The organism is Mycobacterium sp. 141, from assembly GCF_000382405.1.
Lineage (GTDB): Bacteria > Actinomycetota > Actinomycetes > Mycobacteriales > Mycobacteriaceae > Mycobacterium.
Window position 1 is genome coordinate 181,927 of record NZ_KB908259.1, and the last position, 19,673, is coordinate 201,599.

General features: G+C 66.5%; 19 protein-coding genes and 1 pseudogene. 6 read left to right on the forward strand and 14 right to left on the reverse strand.

Annotated features, from left to right (window positions below; all coding sequences use genetic code 11):
- Positions 1 to 60: 60 nt before the first annotated feature.
- Both H276_RS0110130 and H276_RS0110135 read left to right on the forward strand, forming a co-directional pair.
- Positions 61 to 732: a FadR/GntR family transcriptional regulator gene (locus H276_RS0110130; RefSeq protein WP_019971195.1), complete on the forward strand. Its 672-nt coding sequence runs from the start codon at positions 61 to 63 to the stop codon at positions 730 to 732.
- Positions 729 to 1,526, forward strand: coding sequence for an ABC transporter ATP-binding protein (locus tag H276_RS0110135; RefSeq protein WP_019971196.1), 798 nt, complete (start codon positions 729 to 731; stop codon positions 1,524 to 1,526). Before H276_RS0110130 ends, H276_RS0110135 begins: the two co-directional genes overlap by 4 nt.
- Here the strand turns inward: H276_RS0110135 and H276_RS0110140 are convergent.
- The 3 genes from H276_RS0110140 to H276_RS0110150 form a co-directional block, all read right to left on the reverse strand.
- A complete protein-coding gene (locus H276_RS0110140; RefSeq protein WP_019971197.1) occupies positions 1,523 to 2,515 on the reverse strand; it encodes a hypothetical protein in 993 nt (330 codons plus the stop codon). The two genes, H276_RS0110135 and H276_RS0110140, sit on opposite strands and share 4 nt — an antisense overlap.
- Positions 2,505 to 4,145, reverse strand: coding sequence for an N-6 DNA methylase (locus H276_RS0110145; protein ID WP_019971198.1), 1,641 nt, complete (start codon positions 4,143 to 4,145; stop codon positions 2,505 to 2,507). Before H276_RS0110145 ends, H276_RS0110140 begins: the two co-directional genes overlap by 11 nt.
- 64 nt (positions 4,146 to 4,209) lie before the next feature.
- Positions 4,210 to 4,734: a hypothetical protein gene (locus tag H276_RS0110150; RefSeq protein ID WP_019971199.1), complete on the reverse strand. Its 525-nt coding sequence runs from the start codon at positions 4,732 to 4,734 to the stop codon at positions 4,210 to 4,212.
- A 248-nt stretch (positions 4,735 to 4,982) separates the two neighbouring features.
- On the opposite strand from H276_RS0110150, the gene H276_RS0110155 reads away from it, so the two are divergent.
- The gene (locus tag H276_RS0110155) at positions 4,983 to 5,711 is read left to right on the forward strand and encodes an ABC transporter permease (RefSeq protein ID WP_019971200.1); all 729 of its coding nucleotides are present in this window, start codon (positions 4,983 to 4,985) and stop codon (positions 5,709 to 5,711) included.
- A gap of 5 nt (positions 5,712 to 5,716) precedes the next feature.
- Here H276_RS0110155 and hisI read toward each other — a convergent pair whose 3' ends face one another.
- The 8 genes from hisI to hisD all read right to left on the reverse strand — a co-directional run bounded on the left by hisI (position 5,717) and on the right by hisD (position 12,126).
- Positions 5,717 to 6,067 (reverse strand): phosphoribosyl-AMP cyclohydrolase, encoded by a 351-nt coding sequence (hisI, locus tag H276_RS0110160; RefSeq protein ID WP_019971201.1) that lies wholly within the window; start codon positions 6,065 to 6,067, stop codon positions 5,717 to 5,719.
- Entirely contained in the window at positions 6,064 to 6,843 is a 780-nt protein-coding gene (gene hisF / locus H276_RS0110165) for an imidazole glycerol phosphate synthase subunit HisF (protein WP_019971202.1), read from the reverse strand. Before hisF ends, hisI begins: the two co-directional genes overlap by 4 nt.
- Positions 6,840 to 7,652 (reverse strand): inositol monophosphatase family protein, encoded by an 813-nt coding sequence (locus H276_RS0110170; protein WP_019971203.1) that lies wholly within the window; start codon positions 7,650 to 7,652, stop codon positions 6,840 to 6,842. The genes hisF and H276_RS0110170 overlap by 4 nt, the downstream gene beginning before the upstream one ends.
- 4 nt (positions 7,653 to 7,656) lie before the next feature.
- On the reverse strand, positions 7,657 to 8,391 hold the full coding sequence (gene priA, locus H276_RS0110175; RefSeq protein ID WP_019971204.1) for a bifunctional 1-(5-phosphoribosyl)-5-((5-phosphoribosylamino)methylideneamino)imidazole-4-carboxamide isomerase/phosphoribosylanthranilate isomerase PriA: 735 nt from the start codon (positions 8,389 to 8,391) through the stop codon (positions 7,657 to 7,659).
- Positions 8,388 to 9,005, reverse strand: coding sequence for an imidazole glycerol phosphate synthase subunit HisH (gene hisH / locus H276_RS0110180; protein WP_019971205.1), 618 nt, complete (start codon positions 9,003 to 9,005; stop codon positions 8,388 to 8,390). The genes priA and hisH overlap by 4 nt, the downstream gene beginning before the upstream one ends.
- Entirely contained in the window at positions 9,002 to 9,610 is a 609-nt protein-coding gene (hisB, locus tag H276_RS0110185) for an imidazoleglycerol-phosphate dehydratase HisB (protein WP_019971206.1), read from the reverse strand. The genes hisH and hisB overlap by 4 nt, the downstream gene beginning before the upstream one ends.
- Complete coding sequence (locus H276_RS0110190; protein ID WP_019971207.1) at positions 9,607 to 10,734, reverse strand: histidinol-phosphate transaminase; 1,128 nt, start codon at positions 10,732 to 10,734, stop codon at positions 9,607 to 9,609. Before H276_RS0110190 ends, hisB begins: the two co-directional genes overlap by 4 nt.
- Positions 10,735 to 10,797: 63 nt before the next feature.
- Positions 10,798 to 12,126 carry a histidinol dehydrogenase gene (hisD, locus tag H276_RS0110195; RefSeq protein ID WP_019971208.1) on the reverse strand — a complete coding sequence of 443 codons (1,329 nt, stop codon included), beginning with the start codon at positions 12,124 to 12,126 and terminating at the stop codon, positions 10,798 to 10,800.
- 391 nt (positions 12,127 to 12,517) lie between these two features.
- On the opposite strand from hisD, the pseudogene H276_RS22825 reads away from it, so the two are divergent.
- Positions 12,518 to 13,727 (forward strand): annotated as a pseudogene (locus H276_RS22825) (transposase family protein).
- Between the two features lie 329 nt (positions 13,728 to 14,056).
- On the opposite strand, the gene nadC reads toward H276_RS22825, so the two are convergent.
- Genes nadC through nadA form a run of 3 tightly spaced genes read right to left on the reverse strand, consistent with a single transcriptional unit; the run spans position 14,057 to position 17,555 of the window.
- Positions 14,057 to 14,914: a carboxylating nicotinate-nucleotide diphosphorylase gene (gene nadC / locus H276_RS0110205; RefSeq protein ID WP_026356794.1), complete on the reverse strand. Its 858-nt coding sequence runs from the start codon at positions 14,912 to 14,914 to the stop codon at positions 14,057 to 14,059.
- On the reverse strand, positions 14,914 to 16,515 hold the full coding sequence (locus H276_RS0110210; RefSeq protein WP_019971211.1) for an L-aspartate oxidase: 1,602 nt from the start codon (positions 16,513 to 16,515) through the stop codon (positions 14,914 to 14,916). The genes nadC and H276_RS0110210 overlap by 1 nt, the downstream gene beginning before the upstream one ends.
- Positions 16,512 to 17,555, reverse strand: a complete 1,044-nt coding sequence (gene nadA, locus H276_RS0110215) for a quinolinate synthase NadA (protein ID WP_019971212.1) — start codon at positions 17,553 to 17,555, stop codon at positions 16,512 to 16,514. The genes H276_RS0110210 and nadA overlap by 4 nt, the downstream gene beginning before the upstream one ends.
- 47 nt (positions 17,556 to 17,602) lie before the next feature.
- On the opposite strand from nadA, the gene H276_RS0110220 reads away from it, so the two are divergent.
- Positions 17,603 to 18,295 carry an NUDIX domain-containing protein gene (locus H276_RS0110220; protein ID WP_019971213.1) on the forward strand — a complete coding sequence of 231 codons (693 nt, stop codon included), beginning with the start codon at positions 17,603 to 17,605 and terminating at the stop codon, positions 18,293 to 18,295.
- Between the two features lie 42 nt (positions 18,296 to 18,337).
- Positions 18,338 to 19,669 (forward strand): lipase family protein, encoded by a 1,332-nt coding sequence (locus tag H276_RS0110225; protein WP_019971214.1) that lies wholly within the window; start codon positions 18,338 to 18,340, stop codon positions 19,667 to 19,669.
- The last annotated feature ends 4 nt before the right edge of the window (positions 19,670 to 19,673 follow it).

Sequence of the window (19,673 nt, forward strand, 5' to 3'; positions counted from 1 at the left end):
AGCACGCGCGTCACGATGGTTACAATACACACAACTCCTCAGACAAGTAGAGAGGTTGAGATGGTTTCGCAGGTTCAACGCCACCCGTTGGCCGCGCAGACGGCGCAGTTGCTGCTGACCCGGATCCGAGACGGTGAGTGGCCGCTCGGGCACCGGCTCCCCGGCGAAACCACGCTCGCCGCCCAACTCGGGGTGGGCCGCTCGACACTGCGGGAAGCCATCCGCGAGTTGGCAGGCAGGGGCGTGCTGGAAAGCCGGCAGGGCGCCGGGGTATTCGTCACGGCGTTGGATGCCACCGAGGACTGGGACACCGTACTGCGCAGCGCGAACATCGCCTCGGTGATCGAAGCCCGCATCGCCATCGAGGCCGAGGGCGCCGCGTTGGCCGCAACTCGCCGCACCCCGGCCGACCTACGCGCGATCCGGCGCACCCTGGCTGCTCGCGGTGTGCAGGGCCAGTCGGTACCCGAGCACGTCGACGCCGACATGGCATTTCACCGCGCGGTGATCACCGCCGCACACAACGACGTGCTGACCCAGTTGTTCGACGCGTTCCTGCCGCGGCTACGGCTGGCGATGATCGACATGCTCAAGATCCGCCCGATCGCGTCCGAGCCGCACGACCACGCGCTACATCAGCAGCTAGCCGACGCGATCATCGCCCGCGACCCTGCGGCCGCAGCCGCCTCCAGCAGAACCCACCTGAGCGCACTGAAGGAATCCTTTTCATGACACCGGTTTTGGACATCAGCGACGTCACCTTCCGGCGTGACGGCAAGCAGATCATCGACGGCATCTCGCTGAGGGTGCAGTCCGGGGAGCACTGGGCGCTGCTCGGGCCGAACGGCGCCGGTAAGAGCACGCTGCTGGGATTCTGCGCGGCCGTGACCTTTCCGACCACCGGCACGGTACGCGTGCTCGGCGGACAGATGGGGCGGACCGACCTTGCGGTGCTGCGGCGGTCCATCGGCCACGTGAATCCCCGGCACCGGCTGCAGTATCCGCTGACCGTGCGTGACGTCGTGCTCACGGGGATCACCGCCACCATCGACACCGCGGCCCGCTGGACACCGAGCCCCGAACAGCTGACCCGCGCCCGGGAGCTCATCGACACCGTCGGGCTGACGGCTCGGGCCGACGCGACATGGCCGACGCTGTCGCAGGGTGAGCGAGGCCGCACACTGATCGCCCGTGCCCTGATCTCCGATCCTCGGCTGCTGCTTCTCGACGAGCCGACCACGGGCCTGGATGTCGCCGCCCGCGAGCAGCTATTGGAAACCCTTGACACCCTGGATGATTCGCATTCCGATATGGCGTCGATCCTGGTGACGCACCATTTGGAAGAACTGCCGACGTCGACGACGCATGCCCTGCTGATCGCGCACGGGCGGACCGTCGCGAGCGGTCCGGCCCGGGAGACGGTGACGACCGACCACGTCTCTACGGCGTTCGCCCATCCGGTCGAGGTCGGGTTCCACGACGGCCGCTGGACCGCACGCGCCAAGGCCGGGCCCAGGATCCGTTAGCCCTCGGGCGCCTCCCGGCGGCGCCGGCGGGCTTCGCGGTGTCTGGTCACCGGCGTCGTGTCGACGACGCGCGTGACCATGGTGGCCAGAAAGCGTGACGGCTGCAGCTCGGGCGGCACCGTGTCGTGGCGGATCGCGATGTCGGGAAGCGCTGCCAGCGCCTCGTCCACCGCGGCGGTCTCGACGTCGACGATCTCGAAAAGCGCGTCAGGCTCGGCCTTTTCGATGCTGTCCACCTCGTCGTCCTCGACCGGCGCCGCAGCGTCGTAGTCGATCATCACCAGCGCGACGGCATGGTAGGCATCGTCCTCGGTGCCGAGTTTGCCGAGCAGGTCGATCAGCCATTCGGCCTTGTCCGGCTCTGTGTCGAGAATGGTCGAACGCAGCCCGTAGACGAACCCGAGCGCAGCCATCGGGTGGCGCAGCCGCAGGTTCTTGGCGTCGCCGTAGCTCTCCTCGACCCGGTTGGCGGCGTTCTTGCCGAAGCTGGAATCCATCCGCTTGGTACTGACGAGCAGTTCCGGGCCCGTGTCCCAGTCCGACATCACCACGTCGACCTGCTTCATGTAGTGCTTGCCGAGGATGCTGGCGCTGGACCCGGCGACGCCCTTCATGGACCGGCGAAGCCGATGTTCGATGAGTTGGCGTTCCTTGAGCGGCAGCGCCTCGAGCAGGTTGGCGATGGCGCTGGGCATGATCCTCGGCTCACTGGGCCGCGGCCACACCGCATCAGGGTCGAACCCGGCCCGGCGCAGTTCGTACGCCAGCCACACATCCAGGGCCAGCGCCGGCACACCCGTCGTCGATGGGGCGTCGAGGTGCAGTGGCACACCCAGCAGCCTGCGCAGCACCCGGAAGTCGGGGCGGTAGACGAGTTCGTCTCCGCTGCGCACCCAGGGGTTGGTGTGCTCACCACCGGGTGCGGCATCGGCGACGATCCGGTCGAAGATGGCCCACGCGGTGGCTTTCGTCGACGGTTCAGCGGGCACGCCGAGACCTTACCGCCCGGCGGGTAGCTAACGAATATCGCGCTGCGCGAATGGATTCCAAGTCGGCCAAACCAAGTGCTTCGTCGACCAAGTGTACGGCGTCGAGCAACCGACCGTTGCGCAGCAAGGTCGCCGTCCGTCGCCGCGCGGCGCGCAGTTGCGGAGCTCGGGCGACGATGAGCTCGGGTGCCGGCACCAGCCACCGATCCGCTTCGCGTGGTTCGATTTTGAGTATTCCGCCGCCGTAGGAGCGGCCGGTCATCTCGGCGTGCAGCAGCGTCACCGAATTCAAGGCCGCCAGTGGCAACAGGTCGCGCCCGAGCGCGGCTAAACCGTCCCGCAGATACACCCCGTGCACCGAGTTGAGGTGATGGGCCTTGGCCCGGTTGGTCACCAGCCGCGGGGTGTCGGCGTTCATGCACGTCAACAACAGGTCGGCGGGTGCCACGAGCGGCACCAGGTACCAAGGCTTCCGCACCCGGCACTTGTAGGCCAGGTGCACCCCGGCAGCGTGACCGGCGTCGAGGTAGCGCTGGGCAGCCGCCGACAACCGGCCCGCGGGCCGGAACAATTGAGTGGACTTGCCCTGCTCCCCGAGCTGCGCCAGCTGATCAGCGGTGAGGGTGAGGCCACGGAGATGGGCACTCCCCGGCGGGGACAACGGCAGCAGATCGCTGCGGTGAAGCCCCAATTCCCCGACCCGCTGCGGGGACAGCGCGAAGAAGGCATTGTTGCCGGTCACCATGCCCAGCGTGGTGTCCCCCCACAACTCCAGGTGGGCGAACCGACCCGCGGTGTGTAACGCGTGCACGGCGTCGACGGATGCATTGCCGATCAGCCCGCTGACCCATTTGTCGGCCGGGTCGCGTGGCGACCAGTTGCGTTGCACCAGTTCCGATGTCAGCGATGCGGTATTGCGCGCACGGTGAATGACAGCATGGCCGGACGGGCCCTGATCGAATCCGTCGGCCAGCAGGAGCAGGATGTCGGCCTCGGCCTCGGGAAACACCTGTTCGTCGAACATCACCAGCTCGACGTGGGCGAACCGGTCGAACAAGAACCTGCGCACGGCAGCCGCGTAGTTGACGCTCAGCAGCTCCGCGGGCAGCACCAGAGCCATCCGGCCGCCAGGGCGCAAGAACAGAGCGGAGTGCACAGTGAAGGCCGCCCAACTGGAGGCCAGCCCCGACAGCGCCACACCGGCCTGCAGGGCGGCCCGGCGGGACTGGGCACGCGCCGGCCCGCGGAAATCCTGGTAGCGGATATAGGGCGGATTGCCGATCACGGCGGTGTACTCCGGCCGCGGGGTGATATCGAAGAAATCGGCCGTACGGATATGCGCGCTGCCGCCGGCAGCGGCCACCCGGCGCCGCGCGGCGGCGGCGCTGGCGGGATGGATCTCGACACCATCGACCTGCGGGGCCGCACTTCCGAATTCCTGCAGCCGGTGGGTGGCCTCGATCAGGAATGCCGCGTCGCCTGCCGAGGGCTCGAGGATCCGTTCTTCAGCGCACCGCACGGCCCACCGGGTGAGGTACCGGGTGATCTCGGCAGGTGTGAAGAATGCACCACGCGCCTTACGTGCCGTGGCGGAATCGCCATCGGCATGCACTGCGGTGTCGGTCACCACGTCATTGTTATCGAAGCCACCGACAAGCCGGCGCACCGCAACGCCGGGGTGCGTTCATGCACTGCTAGATGCGCCGGTTGGCCCAGCCGTCGTCGTTGTGCGCCAGTAACTGCAATTCACGCTCCCAAGCGTTCGCACGTATCCGGTCGAGCAACCGCCGGACAAGGTAGGCGATCAGCACACTCAACGTCACTGCACCGAGCCACACACCGGCCGCCTGCACGAATGCACTCAACTGGGCATCGGCTTTATGTCTAGGGGCAGCAACGACCTTGCCCTGGTTGTCGAGCCAGATCACCACTCGCTGACCGGTCGAGGTCGACGTCGAGAACGTTGCGCGCCCGGTGCGGATCTGTGAACCCTCGCGCCACTGGACGACCGACGGTAGATCTGCGGAGTAAGGCTGTGCCCCCTGCACCCTGCCCTGGGTCACCACAGCGTCGACCTGATGCTGCGACCGAGTCTGTTCGGCGATCGTACGCATCTGTGCCGCGTAGCGATCGGCACCCGACTGCGCGGCGGTCGGGACGACGAGAAGCGCAGTAGCCAGAACCGTCAGCATGGCAATCGCTTCCACCCGATCGGTCATGCGGGCCAGAGGATTGCGTGCGAGTCCACGAAACACCCACAAGCGGCCGAGTGCGCGTAAGAGCGTGCTATGCATCACACCGGGCCGCGCCCAGAATTTGAACGTATTACCACCACATTTCGATGGTGTCACTAGCGTCGACTACTTTGCCATTTCGCCCATGGGCTGGGCGACGAACATCACACGCATGGGTTCGTCACGGGGGAAACTTCGGGGCGCCGCGCCTATAGCAGTGGTGAGATGCTCGTATGCCGTATGCGACTTTGCTGCTTGGCGCCGCGGTCCTGCTCGCCATCACCTCGGCGGTGATGTGGTGGGCCAAGATCGAACATACGGCCGCGCCATGGTGGGCGGTTACCCGGGCGCTCGGGCAGTTGGCGCTGATCAGTCTCGCGCTGCGCGGAGTCCTCGCTCACCCTGCGCTGGTGGCGCTGGCGCTGGCGGTGATGGTCAGCGTGGCGGCGTGGACGGCAGGCCGCAGGCTTCGGGACCTCCATGGCGGCCCGATCGCGGTGGTGATGTCGACGGTGGCGGCGAGTGCACTGACAATCGGCCTGGCGTTCGGGCTGCATATGCTGGCCCTGGAGAGCCGGTTCGTGATCGCGCTGGGCGGCATCGTCATCGGTTCGACGATGACGGCCACCACCTTGGCAAGCCGTAATTTTCAGCGGATGTCGGTGAAGTCCCGAGCCGAGATCGAAGGCTGGCTGTCCATCGGCGCGACGCCGAGCCAATCGGTGGTGCACATCGGCCGAGCTGCTGCCGGGGACGCCGTGCGCCCGGTCCTCGACCAGACGAGGACGACGGGGCTCGTCACACTCCCCGGCGCATTCGTGGGTGCGCTGATGGCGGGTGCCCTGCCGTTGGAAGCCGCACGGTTTCAGATCGTGGTGCTGGTGTGCCTGATCACCGCCGAGACCGTCGCGACCACCCTGCTCGTACGCATCCTGGGCCGATCACCCGTCCTCGCGGTCTGAGGCTGCTAGCCCTCGGGCGAGAGCAGCAGGTCGGCGTCGAAGCAGGTGTGATTGCCGGTGTGGCAGGCTCCGCCGACCTGGTCGACCTCCAGCAGCACCGTGTCACCGTCGCAGTCCAGCCGCACCGAATGCACGCGTTGGGTGTGCCCGGAGGTGGCGCCCTTGATCCACTGCTCGCCGCGCGAACGCGAAAAATATGTCGCCTCACGGGTTTCCAGCGTGCGAGCCAACGCGTCGTCATCCATCCAGGCGACCATCAGCACGTCACCGGTGCCATGCTCCTGCACCACAGCGGCGAACAGACCGTCGGCGTTGCGCTTGAGCCGCGCCGCGATAGTCGCATCGAGTCCACTCATCGCACAGTGATCCCTGCGTCCGCCATTGCCGCCTTGACCTCGGCGATGGTCAGCTCCCGGAAGTGGAAAACGCTCGCGGCCAGGACCGCATCGGCTCCTGCGACAACGGCAGGCGGGAAATGTTCCGCCGCGCCGGCCCCGCCGCTGGCGATCACGGGCACGGTGACCGCCGCACGCACGGCGCGCAGCATGGCCAGGTCGAAACCCGCTTTGGTGCCGTCGCGGTCCATCGAATTCAGCAGGATCTCGCCGACACCGAGTTCGGCGCCGCGGGTGGCCCACTCGATGGCGTCGATACCGGTGCCGCGCCGCCCGCCGTGCGTCGTGACTTCCCAGCCCGACGGAGTGGGTGCCGCACCGGCCGGAACGGTGCGGGCGTCGACACTGAGCACGATGCACTGCGAGCCGAATTGCCGGGCCAACTCGGCGAGTAGTTCTGGCCGCGCGATCGCGGCCGTATTGACCGAAACCTTGTCCGCGCCGGCACGCAGCAGCACGTCGACGTCTTCCACGGACCGCACCCCGCCGCCGACCGTCAACGGGATGAACACCTGCTCGGCGGTGCGCTTGACCACCTCCAGCATGGTGCTCCGACCGGACGACGACGCCGTCACATCCAGGAAGGTCAGCTCGTCGGCACCCTCGGCGTCGTAGGCCGCGGCCAGTTCGACGGGATCCCCGGCGTCGCGGAGGTTTGCGAAGTTGACGCCTTTGACGACGCGGCCGTCGTCGACGTCCAGACACGGAATGACCCGGGTGGCAACGTCACTGGTCACAGGTAATCCTCCGGGTGGCCTGCGGATTTCACGATGTCCAGTATGCGATCGTGCACACCGGGTGCCGCGGCCAGTGCCGATTTGGACTCGGCAGTCCATGGCTCACCGGCAAGATCGGTCACGACACCGCCGGCCGCGCGGACGAGTGCCACACCGGCCGCGTGATCCCAGATGTGGTGCCCGAAACTGATGGCGGCACTCAGGATTCCGGCAGCCACATACGCCAGGTCGATGCCGGTGGCGCCATGCATCCGCACGCGCGAGCACTCACGGCTCAGATTCGCCAGAACCTGGGCCCGGTACCGCCCCGGGAACCGCCCACGCGAGTCGATGTTGAACGACTGAATTCCCACGATGGAGTCGGCCAGTGTCGGAGAGTCCAGGGCAGGAAGCGCTTTGGCGTTGTCGTATACCGGTCCGCCGGCGAGCGCGGAGTAACGCTGTCCCATGAAGGGCAGCCAGGTCAGGCCCGCGACCGGTTCGCCATTTGCCAACAGCCCCAGCAGAATTGCGGCCATCGGCGAACCCGCCGCGTAGTTGAAGGTGCCGTCGATCGGGTCGAGTACCCACACCAGGTCGGAATCGATCGGTTCGCCGCCGAACTCCTCGCCGTGTACCCCGATCCCGGTCCCTTCGGCCAGCGCCCTGACCACCTGTCGCTCGATGGCCAGGTCGACCTCCGTGGCGAAGTCATTGCCCTGCTTACGGACCGCGGAATCGGCCCGGTGCCCGGCGATGAACGGAGCCGACGCCTCGTCGAGAATCTCGGCCGCAGTGGCGAGCAGCGCGGCCAGCCGGTTGGGGTCCACCGGATCAGCCGCTGACCGCGGCCAGAGCCTCGGGCAGGGTGAATCGTTCGGCGTAGAGCGCCTTTCCGACGATCGCACCCTCGACACCACGCTCGGTCAGGGTGGCGATGGCCCGCAGATCGTCAAGGCTGGACACGCCACCGGAGGCGATGACAGGCACCCCGCTACGCTCGGCTACCGCACCGAGCAGCTCCAGATTGGGCCCGGTCAGGGTGCCGTCCTTGGTGACGTCGGTGACCACGTAACGGGAACATCCCTCACGCTCGAGGCGTTGCAGCACGTCCCAGAGGTCGCCGCCGTCAGTTTCCCACCCTCGCCCGCGGAGCCGATGCGCACCGTCCACGATCTGCACATCCAGACCGACGGCCACCTTGTCGCCATACTCGGCGATGGCCGCCGCGCACCACTGTGGGTTCTCCAGCGCCGCGGTACCGATGTTGACCCGGGCGCAGCCGGTGTCCAGGGCCGCCTTCAGCGATTCGTCGTCACGGATGCCGCCGGAAAGTTCCACGTCGACGTCCAGCTTGCCGACGACCTCGGCGAGCAACTCCCGGTTACTCCCCCGGCCGAACGCCGCGTCGAGATCCACCAGATGGATCCACTGCGCGCCGTCACGCTGCCAGGCCAGCGCCGCGTCGAGCGCCGAGCCGTAGTCGGTCTCGCTGCCCGCCTTGCCCTGAACCAGCCGCACCGCCTTGCCCTCGACCACGTCGACGGCTGGCAAAAGAATCAAACTCACAGTCCCTCAACCCAATTCGCGAGCAGCGTAGCACCAGCGTCGCCGCTCTTCTCCGGATGAAATTGTGTGGCCGCCAACGGCCCGTCCTCGACCGCCGCGATGAACCGAACATGGTGCGTCGCCCACGTGACCAGCGCGTCAGGATTGCCCAACCACTCCTGTGCGGCGTAGGAGTGTACGAAATAGAACCGCGTGTCGGCGTCGAGTCCCCGGAATAGCCTACTGCCGGCGGCAGCCTCGACGACGTTCCAGCCCATGTGTGGGATGACCGGCGCGTCGAGGCGGGTGACCGCGCCTGGCCACTGACCACACCCGACGGTCTCCACGCCGAACTCAACACCGCGGGCGAACATAATCTGCATGCCGACGCAGACCCCGAGCACCGGGTGACCGTGCTGCAAACGGTCGGCGATGATCTTCTCACCGCCGATCGCCCGCAAGCCCTGCATACACGCTTCGTAGGCACCGACACCTGGCACCACCAGACCATCGGCGGCTGCCGCGGCACCCGGGTCTGCGGTCACCTCGACATCGGCACCGACCCGCTGCAAGGCCCGTTGCGCCGAACGCAGATTTCCCGACCCGTAGTCGAGAACAATGACTTTCTTCGTCACAAAGTGCCCTTTGTGGACGGCACCCCTGTGACACGCGGGTCGTATTCGACTGCCTGGCGCAGCGCCCGGGCGACGGCCTTGTACTCGGCCTCGGTGATGTGGTGTGGATCGCGACCATAGATGGTGCGCACATGCAGAGCGATGCGGGCGTTGAACGCCAGCGACTCGAACACATGCCGGTTGATCACCGTGTGATACGGCGTGCTGGACCCGGCGATGGTGAACTCGACCATGTAGTCCGGCTCGCCGGTGTGCACGAAATACGGACGGCCCGAGACGTCGACAGCGGCGTGCGCCAGGGTTTCGTCCATCGGGATGAACGCGTCACCGAACCGCCGGATGCCGATCTTGTCGCCGAGCGCCTGACCGAGCGCCTGACCGAGCACAATCGCGGTGTCCTCCACAGTGTGGTGACCCTCGATCTCGATGTCACCCTTGGCCTTCACCGTCAGGTCGAAGCTGGCGTGGGTGCCCAGCGAGGTGAGCATGTGGTCGAAAAACGGTACCCCGGTGTCGATGTCGACCACACCGGTGCCATCGAGATCGATCTCGACGACGATCTCGGACTCCCTCGTCTTCCGTTCGACTTTCGCGCGACGGGTCACGATGCTCCTACCGTGCTGTTGAGTTCGGTCTTGGCGAGTTCCGCACTGGCGGTCAAGAATGCGTTGTTCTCGTCGGCCAGGCCAATCGTGGTGCGCAGATATCCCGGGATACCGACATCGCGGATCAGCACACCGGCGTCGAGGTAGCGCCGCCACGTTGCGGGTGCATCGGCGAATTCCCCGAACAACACGAAGTTGGCATCACTGGGTATCACGCGGTAACCCAGGCGCGACAGCTCAGCTGTCACTCGATCACGTTCTGCGGCAAGGGTTGCCACACTGCCCAGGGTATCGTCGGCGTGACGTAGCGCCGCTCGGGCTGCGGCTTGGGTCAGCACGGACAGATGGTAGGGCAACCGCACCAGCAGCAGCGCATCGACCACGGCGGGCGCGGCCGCCAGATATCCCAGCCGACCGCCTGCGAACGCGAAGGCCTTGCTCATCGTGCGGCTGACTACGAGCTTGGTCGGGTACTCGGCCAGCAGCGCGACAGCACTGGGCTGTGACGAGAATTCGCCGTAGGCCTCGTCCAGGATCAGGATCCCACCCGGCATCGCATCCAACAGACGACGCAGATCCTCGAGCGGAACACTCTGTCCCGACGGGTTGTTCGGGCTCGTGACGAACACGACGTCAGGCCTACGGTCCTCGATGGCTGCGACTGCCGCTTCGACGTCCAGGCTGAAGTCATCCGCCCGGGTCGCCTGCAACCATTCCGTCTGGGTGCCGTCCGAAATGATGGGGTGCATCGAATACGACGGCACAAACCCTATCGCGCTGCGGCCCGGGCCGCCGAACGCCTGCAGCAATTGCTGCAGGATTTCATTGGAACCATTTGCAGCCCAAAGGTTTTCGGTGGTAAGCGGGACGCCGGTGGCCGACGTCAGGTAGGCAGCCAGATCAGCACGCAACTCCACTGCATCACGGTCGGGATACCGGTGCAGGTCAGCTGCCGCATCGCGGATCGAGGCCGTGACGTCTTCGATGAGTGCCGGCGTCGGCGGATGCGGATTCTCATTGGTGTTGAGCCGCACAGGAACCTGCAACTGTGGCGCGCCGTAGGGCGATTTGCCCCGCAGACTGTCCCGCAGCGGCAGATCCGCCAAGGTCACGTCGCGCATCATCAGTGCCCTCTGTTCTTCGCGCAAGCGCTCATCAGTACCCTCTGTTCTTCGCGCAAGCGCTCATCACCGCTCAAACCTCCGTCGTACCGCCTCACCATGCGCGGGTAGATCTTCCGCCTTCGACAGCGTGATTACATGCCCGGAAACATCTTTCAGCGCGGCTTCGTCGTACTCCACCACGTGGATGCCACGCAGGAAGGTCTGCACCGACAGCCCGCTGGAATGTCGCGCACAGCCCGCGGTGGGCAGCACGTGGTTGGACCCTGCGCAGTAGTCACCGAGGCTTACCGGCGACCACGCTCCCACGAATATCGCTCCGGCAGAACGGATTCGGTCGGCGACACCGGAGGCGTCGACGGTCTGGATCTCGAGGTGTTCGGCGGCGTAGGCATTGACCGTACGGATACCAGCAGATATGTCGTCGACTAGCACTATCGCCGACTGCTGCCCGGACAGGGCCGCGGTCACTCGCTCGACGTGCACTGTGGTGGCCAGCTGGTTGGCCAGTTCACGGTCGGTGGCGTCCGCCAAGGTCACGCTGTCGGTCACCAGCACGCTCGCGGCCATCTCGTCGTGCTCGGCTTGGCTGATCAGATCGGCGGCCACGTGCACGGGGTCGGCGGTGTGGTCGGCGAGGATGGCGATCTCGGTAGGCCCGGCTTCGGCGTCGATACCCACCTGCGACCGGCAGATCCGCTTCGCGGCGGTGACATAGATGTTGCCGGGACCGGTAATCATGTCCACAGAGGCCAGTTCGGCGCCATCGGTGTCGGTGCCGCCGTAAGCGAGCAGTGCGACGGCCTGCGCCCCGCCGACCGCCCACACTTCCTCCACACCGAGTAACGCCGCGGCGGCCAGAATGGTCGGATGCGGCAGCCCGCCGAACTGAGCCTGCGGGGGGCTCGCGATCACCAGGGAGTCCACCCCCGCGGTCTGCGCGGGCACCACGTTCATCACCACGCTGGACGGATAGACCGCGTTACCGCCCGGAACATAGAGGCCGACCCGCTCGACGGGCACCCAGCGTTCGGTGACGGTCGCGCCTGGCGCCAGGGTCGTGGTGGTGTCGGTGCGGCGCTGATCGGCGTGTACCGTGCGGGCGCGCTCGATCGACACCTCCAGCGCGGCCCGCACGTCCGGGGCCAACTCCGACAGCGCCTGCGCCAGCATTACGGCCGGTACGCGCACCGTCGCGGGCCGGACTCCGTCGAACGATTCCCCGTACTCCAAGGCCGCCACTGCACCCCTCTCGGCGATTGCGTCGACGATCGGGCGGACCCTGGGCACCACTGCGTCCACGTCGACGCCACCGCGCGGCAGGGCAGCGCGCAGTTGCGCGGCACTCATCTCGCGGTTACGCAGGTCGATACGGGACATCTGAAACTCGGCCATCTCTTCGATTGTCCCTGATCAGTCCAGTCGAATAAAATCCGGGCGGCGCACGTCGGCGGTGCCCTACGAAACCCCGAGTTCGCTGGCGGTCGCCAGTCCCAGCTGTCACAGCTGCAACGGCAGTCACGACTCTCAGATCATGGTGGTGCCGCCCGGCTGTTAGCGACAAAGTCGCGGAAATCGCCCCACCAACCACATCGGCATCATCACTCTCACCCCAGCCGGTATCGTCCGCCACATATGTCCCTTAGACCCCACGGACCCCGGTGATGAGGCGCCCGCGTTGACTCATTAAAAATGTCCGTTTTGCTGATTCGTTGCCTCATGTGAAAGTGCCCGGTTGCGGCGTGTCGTTGCGGTGGTGGGGGCGGGGGTGGGTTAGCGCCGGTGGATGGGGTTGACGTTGACGGAGCGCAGGGCGGTGACCAGGGTGATCGCGGTGCGGTATGCGCGGGCGGGTCGGAGCGAGAAGTCCCGGATCCTTGATGAGTTGTGTGCCACGACGGGCTGGCATCGTGATCATGCCCGCAAGGCGTTGCGGGGTGCGGGCGCGGGTGCGGCGGCCCCCAACCTATGGCCCGGACGTCATTGAGGCCCTGGTGTTGTGCTGGACGGTGGTGGGGATGCCGGCCGGTAAGCGGTTGGCGGAGGTCTTGGGTGAGTTGGTGGTGGTGCTGCGTCGGTGCGGGGAGTTGGTCATCGACGACGCCACGGCGGGGTTGTTGGCGGGGATGTCGGCGGCCACCATCGATCGTCGACTGGCCCCGGAACGGAAGAAACACCAGCTTAAGGGGCGGTCCCGGACGAAACCGGGCACGTTGCTCAAGAGTCAGATCCCGGTGCGCACCTGGGCGGCGTGGGACGATGCGGTGCCGGGGTTCGTCGAGATCGATCTGGTCAGCCATGACGGCGGGGTGGTCACCGGGGTGCATGCCTACACGTTGACGGTCACCGACATCGCCACTGGCTGGACCGAGACCCGCAGCGTGTTGGGCAAAGGTGAGAAACGGGTGATGGCCGCGTTGAGTGAGATCGCGGCGGGGATGCCGTTCCCGGTCCGGGGGGTGGATTCGGACAACGGGTCGGAGTTCATCAACTTCCACCTGTTGGAGTGGTGCCGCACGCGGCACATCACCTTCACCCGGTCGCGGGCGGGCAACAAGAACGATGGTTGTCACGTCGAGCAGAAGAACTGGACCACGGTGCGGGTCCTGGTGGGCTATCACCGCTACGACACGGCCGCAGAGGTGGTGTTGCTCAACAAGATCTGGGTATTGCAGTCGTTGTTGGGCAACTATTTCTCCCCGCAGCAGAAACTTAAGTCGAAGGTCCGTCGGGGTTCCCAGGTGACCAAGAGGTATCACCGGGCCGCGACCCCGTACCGTCGGGCCCAGGCCCATGCGGTGGTCACCGCCGAGGAGGTCAAGCATCTGGCCGAGGTCTACGCCGGGCTCAATCCCGCCGCCCTGCAACGCGACATTCAAGCGTTGTGCACCGAACTGCTCACCGTGACCACCAGCAAAGCCGGTCCCCGACCGATCGCGCGCCTGGGGCGGGCACCGGTGGCTGAGGCAACGAATATTTCCACCCCCAACGCCTGAACCCGGACACCACCAGTTGAGGCAACGATCCCCGCCGGGCATTGTCCAATTGAGGCAACGAATCCCCCCGCGGGCATATTGACACGAGGCAACAGGCGCCCGGCTGCGAGCGACAAAGTCGCGAATAGGCGGGCAAACCTAAATCTGGGACTGCTGCGGCTGGCGGTACTGCCGTGGCCAGTGGGATTGGCCGGTTGGGTCAGCAGTGAATGGTAGTGCTCATGAGGCGGTTTCCGCGACTTTGTCGCCAACAGTCGGGCAACACCACTATGGGTTCGGGACAGTGACTGTTGTGACACATGTGACTCGGCCTGAATCCGTACCGAAACTCAGATGTCCAATCCCAGGTCAAGCACCCGCACCGAGTGCGTGAGCGCACCCACTGCGAGATAGTCGACGCCGGTGCCGGCGTACTCCGCTGCGGTATCCAGCGTGAGGCCGCCCGAGGATTCGAGCTTTGTCATCGACGACCGGGAGTCCCGTCGCTGCACGGCGATCTGGGTCTGCCAAACCGGGAAGTTGTCCAGAAGAACCAGTTCCGCACCGGCCGAGAGCACATCGTCGAGTTGCTCGAGCGAATCCACCTCGACCTCGCAGGGCAGCTCGGGCGCAGCGGCACGCACGGCCTGCAATGCCGCCAACACCGACCCGGCCGCCGCCACGTGGTTGTCCTTGATCAGCGCGGCGTCACCCAACCCCATCCGGTGATTGACGCCGCCGCCGACGCGGACCGCATATTTCTGCAGCGCACGCAGGCCGGGCAGCGTCTTGCGGGTGTCGCGGATCTTGGCGTTCGTGCCGGCCACCGCATCTACCCAGGCCGCGGTCGCGGTGGCGATGCCGGACAGGTGGCACACCAGGTTGAGCATCGTGCGCTCAGCGGTGAGCAGCTGTCGGGTCGGCGCCTCCACAGTCAGCACGGGCGACTGGGCGTCCAGCCGGGCTCCATCGTCGACGCGGTGGATCACCCGGTATCCGTCGGGCCCGATCACTTCGTCGAGTACCAGCAGGGCGATGTCGACGCCAGCGACGACTCCCGCCTCGCGGTTGACCACCGACGCCGTGGTCAACGACGAGGCCGGCACGGTCGCCTGGGTGGTGACGTCGGGGCCGTAGCGCAGATCCTCCCGCAGTGCACCAGCGATCGTGGCCCTGGCCTCGATGAGCTCGGATTCCGAAAGTGCCATCAGCACACCGTTGTCGGTGTCGCGACGATGATGCCGTCGGCACCGTGTCGAATGCTCAACGGATGCTCCTGGATCTGGTCGGCTTCGGGGAAGTCGGCACGGTGGTGGCAGCCTCGCGATTCGGTACGGGCGAGCGCCGAGGCGGCCACCGCCCGCGCCGCCATGGTGAGTGTCGCGTCTTCAAAACTCCTGCGGTTCAGAGCTTCCCGTTGATGCGCTGTAGCCAGCACCTCACCAAGGCGACCCAGCCCAGCGGCGTCGCGGACCACGGACGCATGAGTGGACATCGCGTGCTGGAGCAGCTCGCGGTCGACGATGTCGAGGCGACGGTCCCGCGGGGCCTGCGCGCGGACCGACCCGACCTGTGCCGCATGGTCGGCCGCGATACGTCCGGCACGACCTCCCACCACGAGCCCCTCGAGCAGGCTGTTGGAGGCCAGCCGGTTGGCGCCGTGCATACCGGTGCGGGCCACTTCGCCCGCGGCGAACAAGCCGGGTAGTTCAGTGCGGCCGTGCACGTCGGTGGCCACGCCGCCACAGCTGTAGTGCGCACCGGGTACCACCGGGATCGGTTCACGGGTCGGGTCGATTCCGGCTACGGCGCACGATGCCGTGACGGTCGGAAACCGACGCCGGAAATCGTTGATGCTGCGAGCGTCGAGATATACGCACGGGTCCCCGGTGGCGGTCAGACGGGCGTCGATGGCAGCTGCCACCACGTCGCGCGGCGCCAGATCGCCCATCGGGTGGACCCCGTCGGTCACCGAACGACCTTGTGAATCAACGAGAACAGCGCCTTCACCACGGATCGCCTCAGTTACCAGCGGCAGCGAGCCACCGGCGCGACCGGTGAACAGCATGGTCGGGTGGAACTGGACGAATTCGATGTCGGCCACCGCCACCCCGGCCCACAGTGCCAGAGCGATGCCGTCGCCTGTCGAACCCTCGGGATTGGTGGTGGCCGAATACAGATGCCCAAGACCACCAGTGGCCAGGATCACCGACGGCGCGTGCAGGATGCCGATGCCGTCCTGGTTGTGCACGAGTACGCCGGTGACTACGGAACCGTCGTGGAGAACCTGCAGTGCAACGTGATGACGCCGGATGTCCAGGTTGGTCGCCGCGACGTCGAGGGCGCGTTGCACTTCCGCGCCCGTGGCATCGCCGCCGGCGTGGATGATGCGGTACCGGGTATGTCCACCTTCGCGGGTCAGTGCCCATCGGCCGGGAGTGGTCTCGTCGAACCGTGCACCGTCGCCGACCAGGTCAGCCACGGCGCGGTAGCCGTCGGCGACGATCGAACGCACCGCGTCGTGATCGCACAAACCGCCCCCGGCCGCCAAGGTGTCGGCGACGTGCGCCTCGATCGAATCGTCGTTGCCAGGCATCGCAACGGCTATGCCACCCTGGGCATAGCTGGTCGCGGTCTCGCCGCTCTTGCTGAGCACCACGACCCGTCGGCCCCGTCGGTGCGCGGCGAGCGCCGCCACCAAGCCCGCAACCCCGGTGCCGATCACCACGACATCGGCGCGCTGTTGCCACAGCGTCGCCGTACCGCAGACGAACGGGCGGCCGGCGATGCGAGCCGACAACGCGCTCACTCGCCGCCGCCGGGTTGGCCGATGGCAATCATCCGTTGCACACTGGCGCGGCCCAGGCGGGCAGTTTCGGGATCGACGTGCACCTCGTCGGCCCCGTCGATCAGGCACCTCAGCAGGGCTGCCGGCGTGATCATCTTCATGTACCGGCAGGACGCCCGGTCGTTGACCGCCAGAAAGTCGATTTCCGGTGCGGCGCGACGCAACTGGTGCAGCATGCCGATCTCGGTGGCCACCAACACCTCGTGCGCCCGGGTTTCTCGCGCTGCGTCCAGCATGCCGCCGGTGGACAGGATCTTCACCCGCTCCTCGGGCACCGCCCCTTCGCCAGCCAGGTACAACGCCGAAGTGGCACAACCGCATTCGGGGTGCACGAACAGTTCGGCATCCGGGTGCGAGCGCGCCTGGTCGGCAAGTTCGTCACCGTTGATGCCGGCGTGCACGTGGCATTCACCGGCCCAGATGTGCATGTTCGTGCGGCCGGTGACGCGCCGGACGTGCGCTCCGAGGAACTGGTCGGGGCAGAACAGCACTTCGCGGTCCGCGGGAATGGAAGCGACGACGTCGACGGCATTCGCGGACGTGCAGCAGATGTCGGTGAGCGCCTTCACCGCTGCGGTCGTGTTGACATAGGACACGACGACGGCGTCGGGATACTCGTCCTTCCATGCCCGCAGTTGCTCGACGGTGATCGAATCAGCCAACGAGCAGCCCGCACGCTGATCGGGAATCAGGACAGTCTTGGCCGGGCTGAGGATCTTGGCGGTCTCGGCCATGAAATGCACGCCGCAGAACACGATGGTGTCCTCGGGAGCGTCGGCAGCGATGCGGGACAGCGCCAACGAATCGCCGACATGGTCGGCGACGTCCTGAATCTCAGGCAGCTGGTAGTTGTGCGCCAACAGCGTCGCGCCACGCTGGTCGACAAGCCGACGAATCTCGGCGGCCCAGCGCTCGTCACCGACCACGCCGGTATAGCCGTCGGGACCGGCCACGATCATGTCGGCCAACTCCCCCGCAGTCGTGCTATCGAGAACCGTCACGGCGGCCTCCTCAATCCAATCCAGGTTTTCGACTTATAATCGAAAACATGTCACATGGTAGCACCGAGCATGAAGTGCTCGCCGTCGTGTTCCAGGTTCGCGGCCTCGACTCCCGGCAACCGGTGCTCAACGTGCTGCTATGGCAGCGTGCCCGTGAACCCGAACGCGGCAAGTGGTCCCTGCCCGGCGGCCGGTTGGGTGAGGACGAGGATCTGACCAGCTCGGTCCGCCGCCAGCTTGCCGAGAAAGTGGACCTGCAACAATTGGCCCACCTGGAACAACTCGCGGTGTTCTCCGCGCCGGGCCGCGTTCCCGGAGTCCGCACGATCGCATCGACGTTCCTGGGGCTGGTGCCCTCCCCCGCCATGCCGGAACTGCCTCCGGACACCCGATGGCACCCGGTCCACGACCTGCCCCCGATGGCCTTCGACCACGCCCCGATGGTCGAACACGCGCAGGCCCGCCTGGTCGCGAAGATGTCCTACACCAACATCGGGTTTGCCTTGGCGCCAACGGAATTCGCCCTCTCGACATTGCGCGACGTGTACGGTGCCGCGCTCGGCTACCAGGTCGACACAACCAACCTGCAACGGGTCCTCGAACGCCGCAACGTCATCACCCGCACCGGTACCACTGCCCGCTCGGGGCGCAGCGGAGGGCGCCCGGCAGCGCTGTACCGCTTCACCGAATCGCACTATCGCGTGACCGACGAATTCGCCGCACTACGCCCGCCTGGGTGACCCGGCTGGATTCTTAGACCCTTCTTAAGCAAGAATGCCGGGATGAACTTGGGCAGTGTCGCCGACTTGACGGGCGCCGAGTGGATCGGTCGTACCCCGCACGAGGAGCTCGATCGCGCTGCCCGGCCTCAGCTGCCGGCCGACGATCCGTTCTACACACCACCAGCCGGCTTCCAGCACGCCGCTCCCGGCACCGTGCTGCGCAGCCGCGACGTGGAGCTGTCCTTCCTCGGGTTCATCCCGCAGCGTCTGCACGCCACACAACTGCTCTATCGGTCGACCGACCGCAACGGGGTCCCCGAAGCCGCAGTCACCACGGTGATCATTCCGCCCGATGCCGAACCGGACTGTCCGCTGGTGTCCTACCAATGCGCAATCGACGCCATCACCGGGCGCTGTTTCCCGTCGTACGCGTTGCGCCGCCACGCCAAGGCCACCGGATCGTTGGCCCAACTCGAACTCCTGCTGATCACCGCTGCGGTGGCCCAGGGTTGGGCGGTGTCGATCCCTGACCACGAAGGCATCCGAGGGATGTGGGGTGCGCCCTACGAGCCCGGCTATCGCATTCTCGACGGGCTGCGGGCCGCGCTGGAATCCGAACACCTCGGTCTCTCTCCGGAGGCCCGCATAGGTCTGTGGGGCTACTCGGGCGGTGGGCTCGCCACCGGCTGGGCCGCGGAGACCTGTGAATCCTATGCGCCCGAACTCAACATCGTCGGCGCTGTCCTTGGCTCGCCAGTCGGCGATCTCGGAAATACCTTCCGCAAGCTGAACGGCACCATTTTCTCCGGCCTGCCCGCACTGGTGGTCGCCGCGCTCGCCGACATCTACCCGGAGCTCAACCGCGTCATCGCCGAACACGCCACCCGCGAAGGCCGCAACCTGCTGGACCGGCTGCACCGGATGACCACTGTGGAAGCCGTTCTGCGCCTCATCGGCACCGACATGGACGATCTCGTGGACATGCCGCTGGAAGAGATCCTCGCCATGCCCGAGGTCAGTGACGTGTTCGATGACATCAAGCTCGGGACTGCTGCTCCGCGGCCGCCGGTGCTCATCGTCCAGGCCGTGCACGACGAAATCATCTCGGTCGACGACATCGACGCCCTCGCCGACGTGTACGCCACGGGTGGCACCGATGTCACCTACCACCGCGACATGTTCTGCGACCATCTGCTGCTGCATCCCATGTCAGCCCCGATGGCGCTGCGCTGGCTGGTGGACCGGTTCGCCGAGCGCCCGCTCAGCGAGCACATGGTGCGAACCAAATGGCCGACGCTGCTCAACCCCATGACCTACGTGGGGATGGCCCGGCTCGCCGGCGTCGGCATCAAGATGGTCACCGGCCGGACAGTGCGACACCGGCCGCTCTGAGCCG

Coding starts and splice junctions, on each gene's coding strand:
- H276_RS0110130 (WP_019971195.1), top strand. CDS start 61: ATGGTTTCGCAGGTTCAACGCCACCCGTTGGCCGCGCAGACGGCGCAG.
- H276_RS0110135 (WP_019971196.1), top strand. CDS start 729: ATGACACCGGTTTTGGACATCAGCGACGTCACCTTCCGGCGTGACGGC.
- H276_RS0110150 (WP_019971199.1), bottom strand. CDS start 4,734: ATGACCGATCGGGTGGAAGCGATTGCCATGCTGACGGTTCTGGCTACT.
- H276_RS0110155 (WP_019971200.1), top strand. CDS start 4,983: ATGCCGTATGCGACTTTGCTGCTTGGCGCCGCGGTCCTGCTCGCCATC.
- hisI (WP_019971201.1), bottom strand. CDS start 6,067: ATGAGTGGACTCGATGCGACTATCGCGGCGCGGCTCAAGCGCAACGCC.
- H276_RS0110190 (WP_019971207.1), bottom strand. CDS start 10,734: ATGATGCGCGACGTGACCTTGGCGGATCTGCCGCTGCGGGACAGTCTG.
- hisD (WP_019971208.1), bottom strand. CDS start 12,126: ATGGCCGAGTTTCAGATGTCCCGTATCGACCTGCGTAACCGCGAGATG.
- nadC (WP_026356794.1), bottom strand. CDS start 14,914: ATGGCACTTTCGGAATCCGAGCTCATCGAGGCCAGGGCCACGATCGCT.
- H276_RS0110220 (WP_019971213.1), top strand. CDS start 17,603: ATGTCACATGGTAGCACCGAGCATGAAGTGCTCGCCGTCGTGTTCCAG.
- H276_RS0110225 (WP_019971214.1), top strand. CDS start 18,338: ATGAACTTGGGCAGTGTCGCCGACTTGACGGGCGCCGAGTGGATCGGT.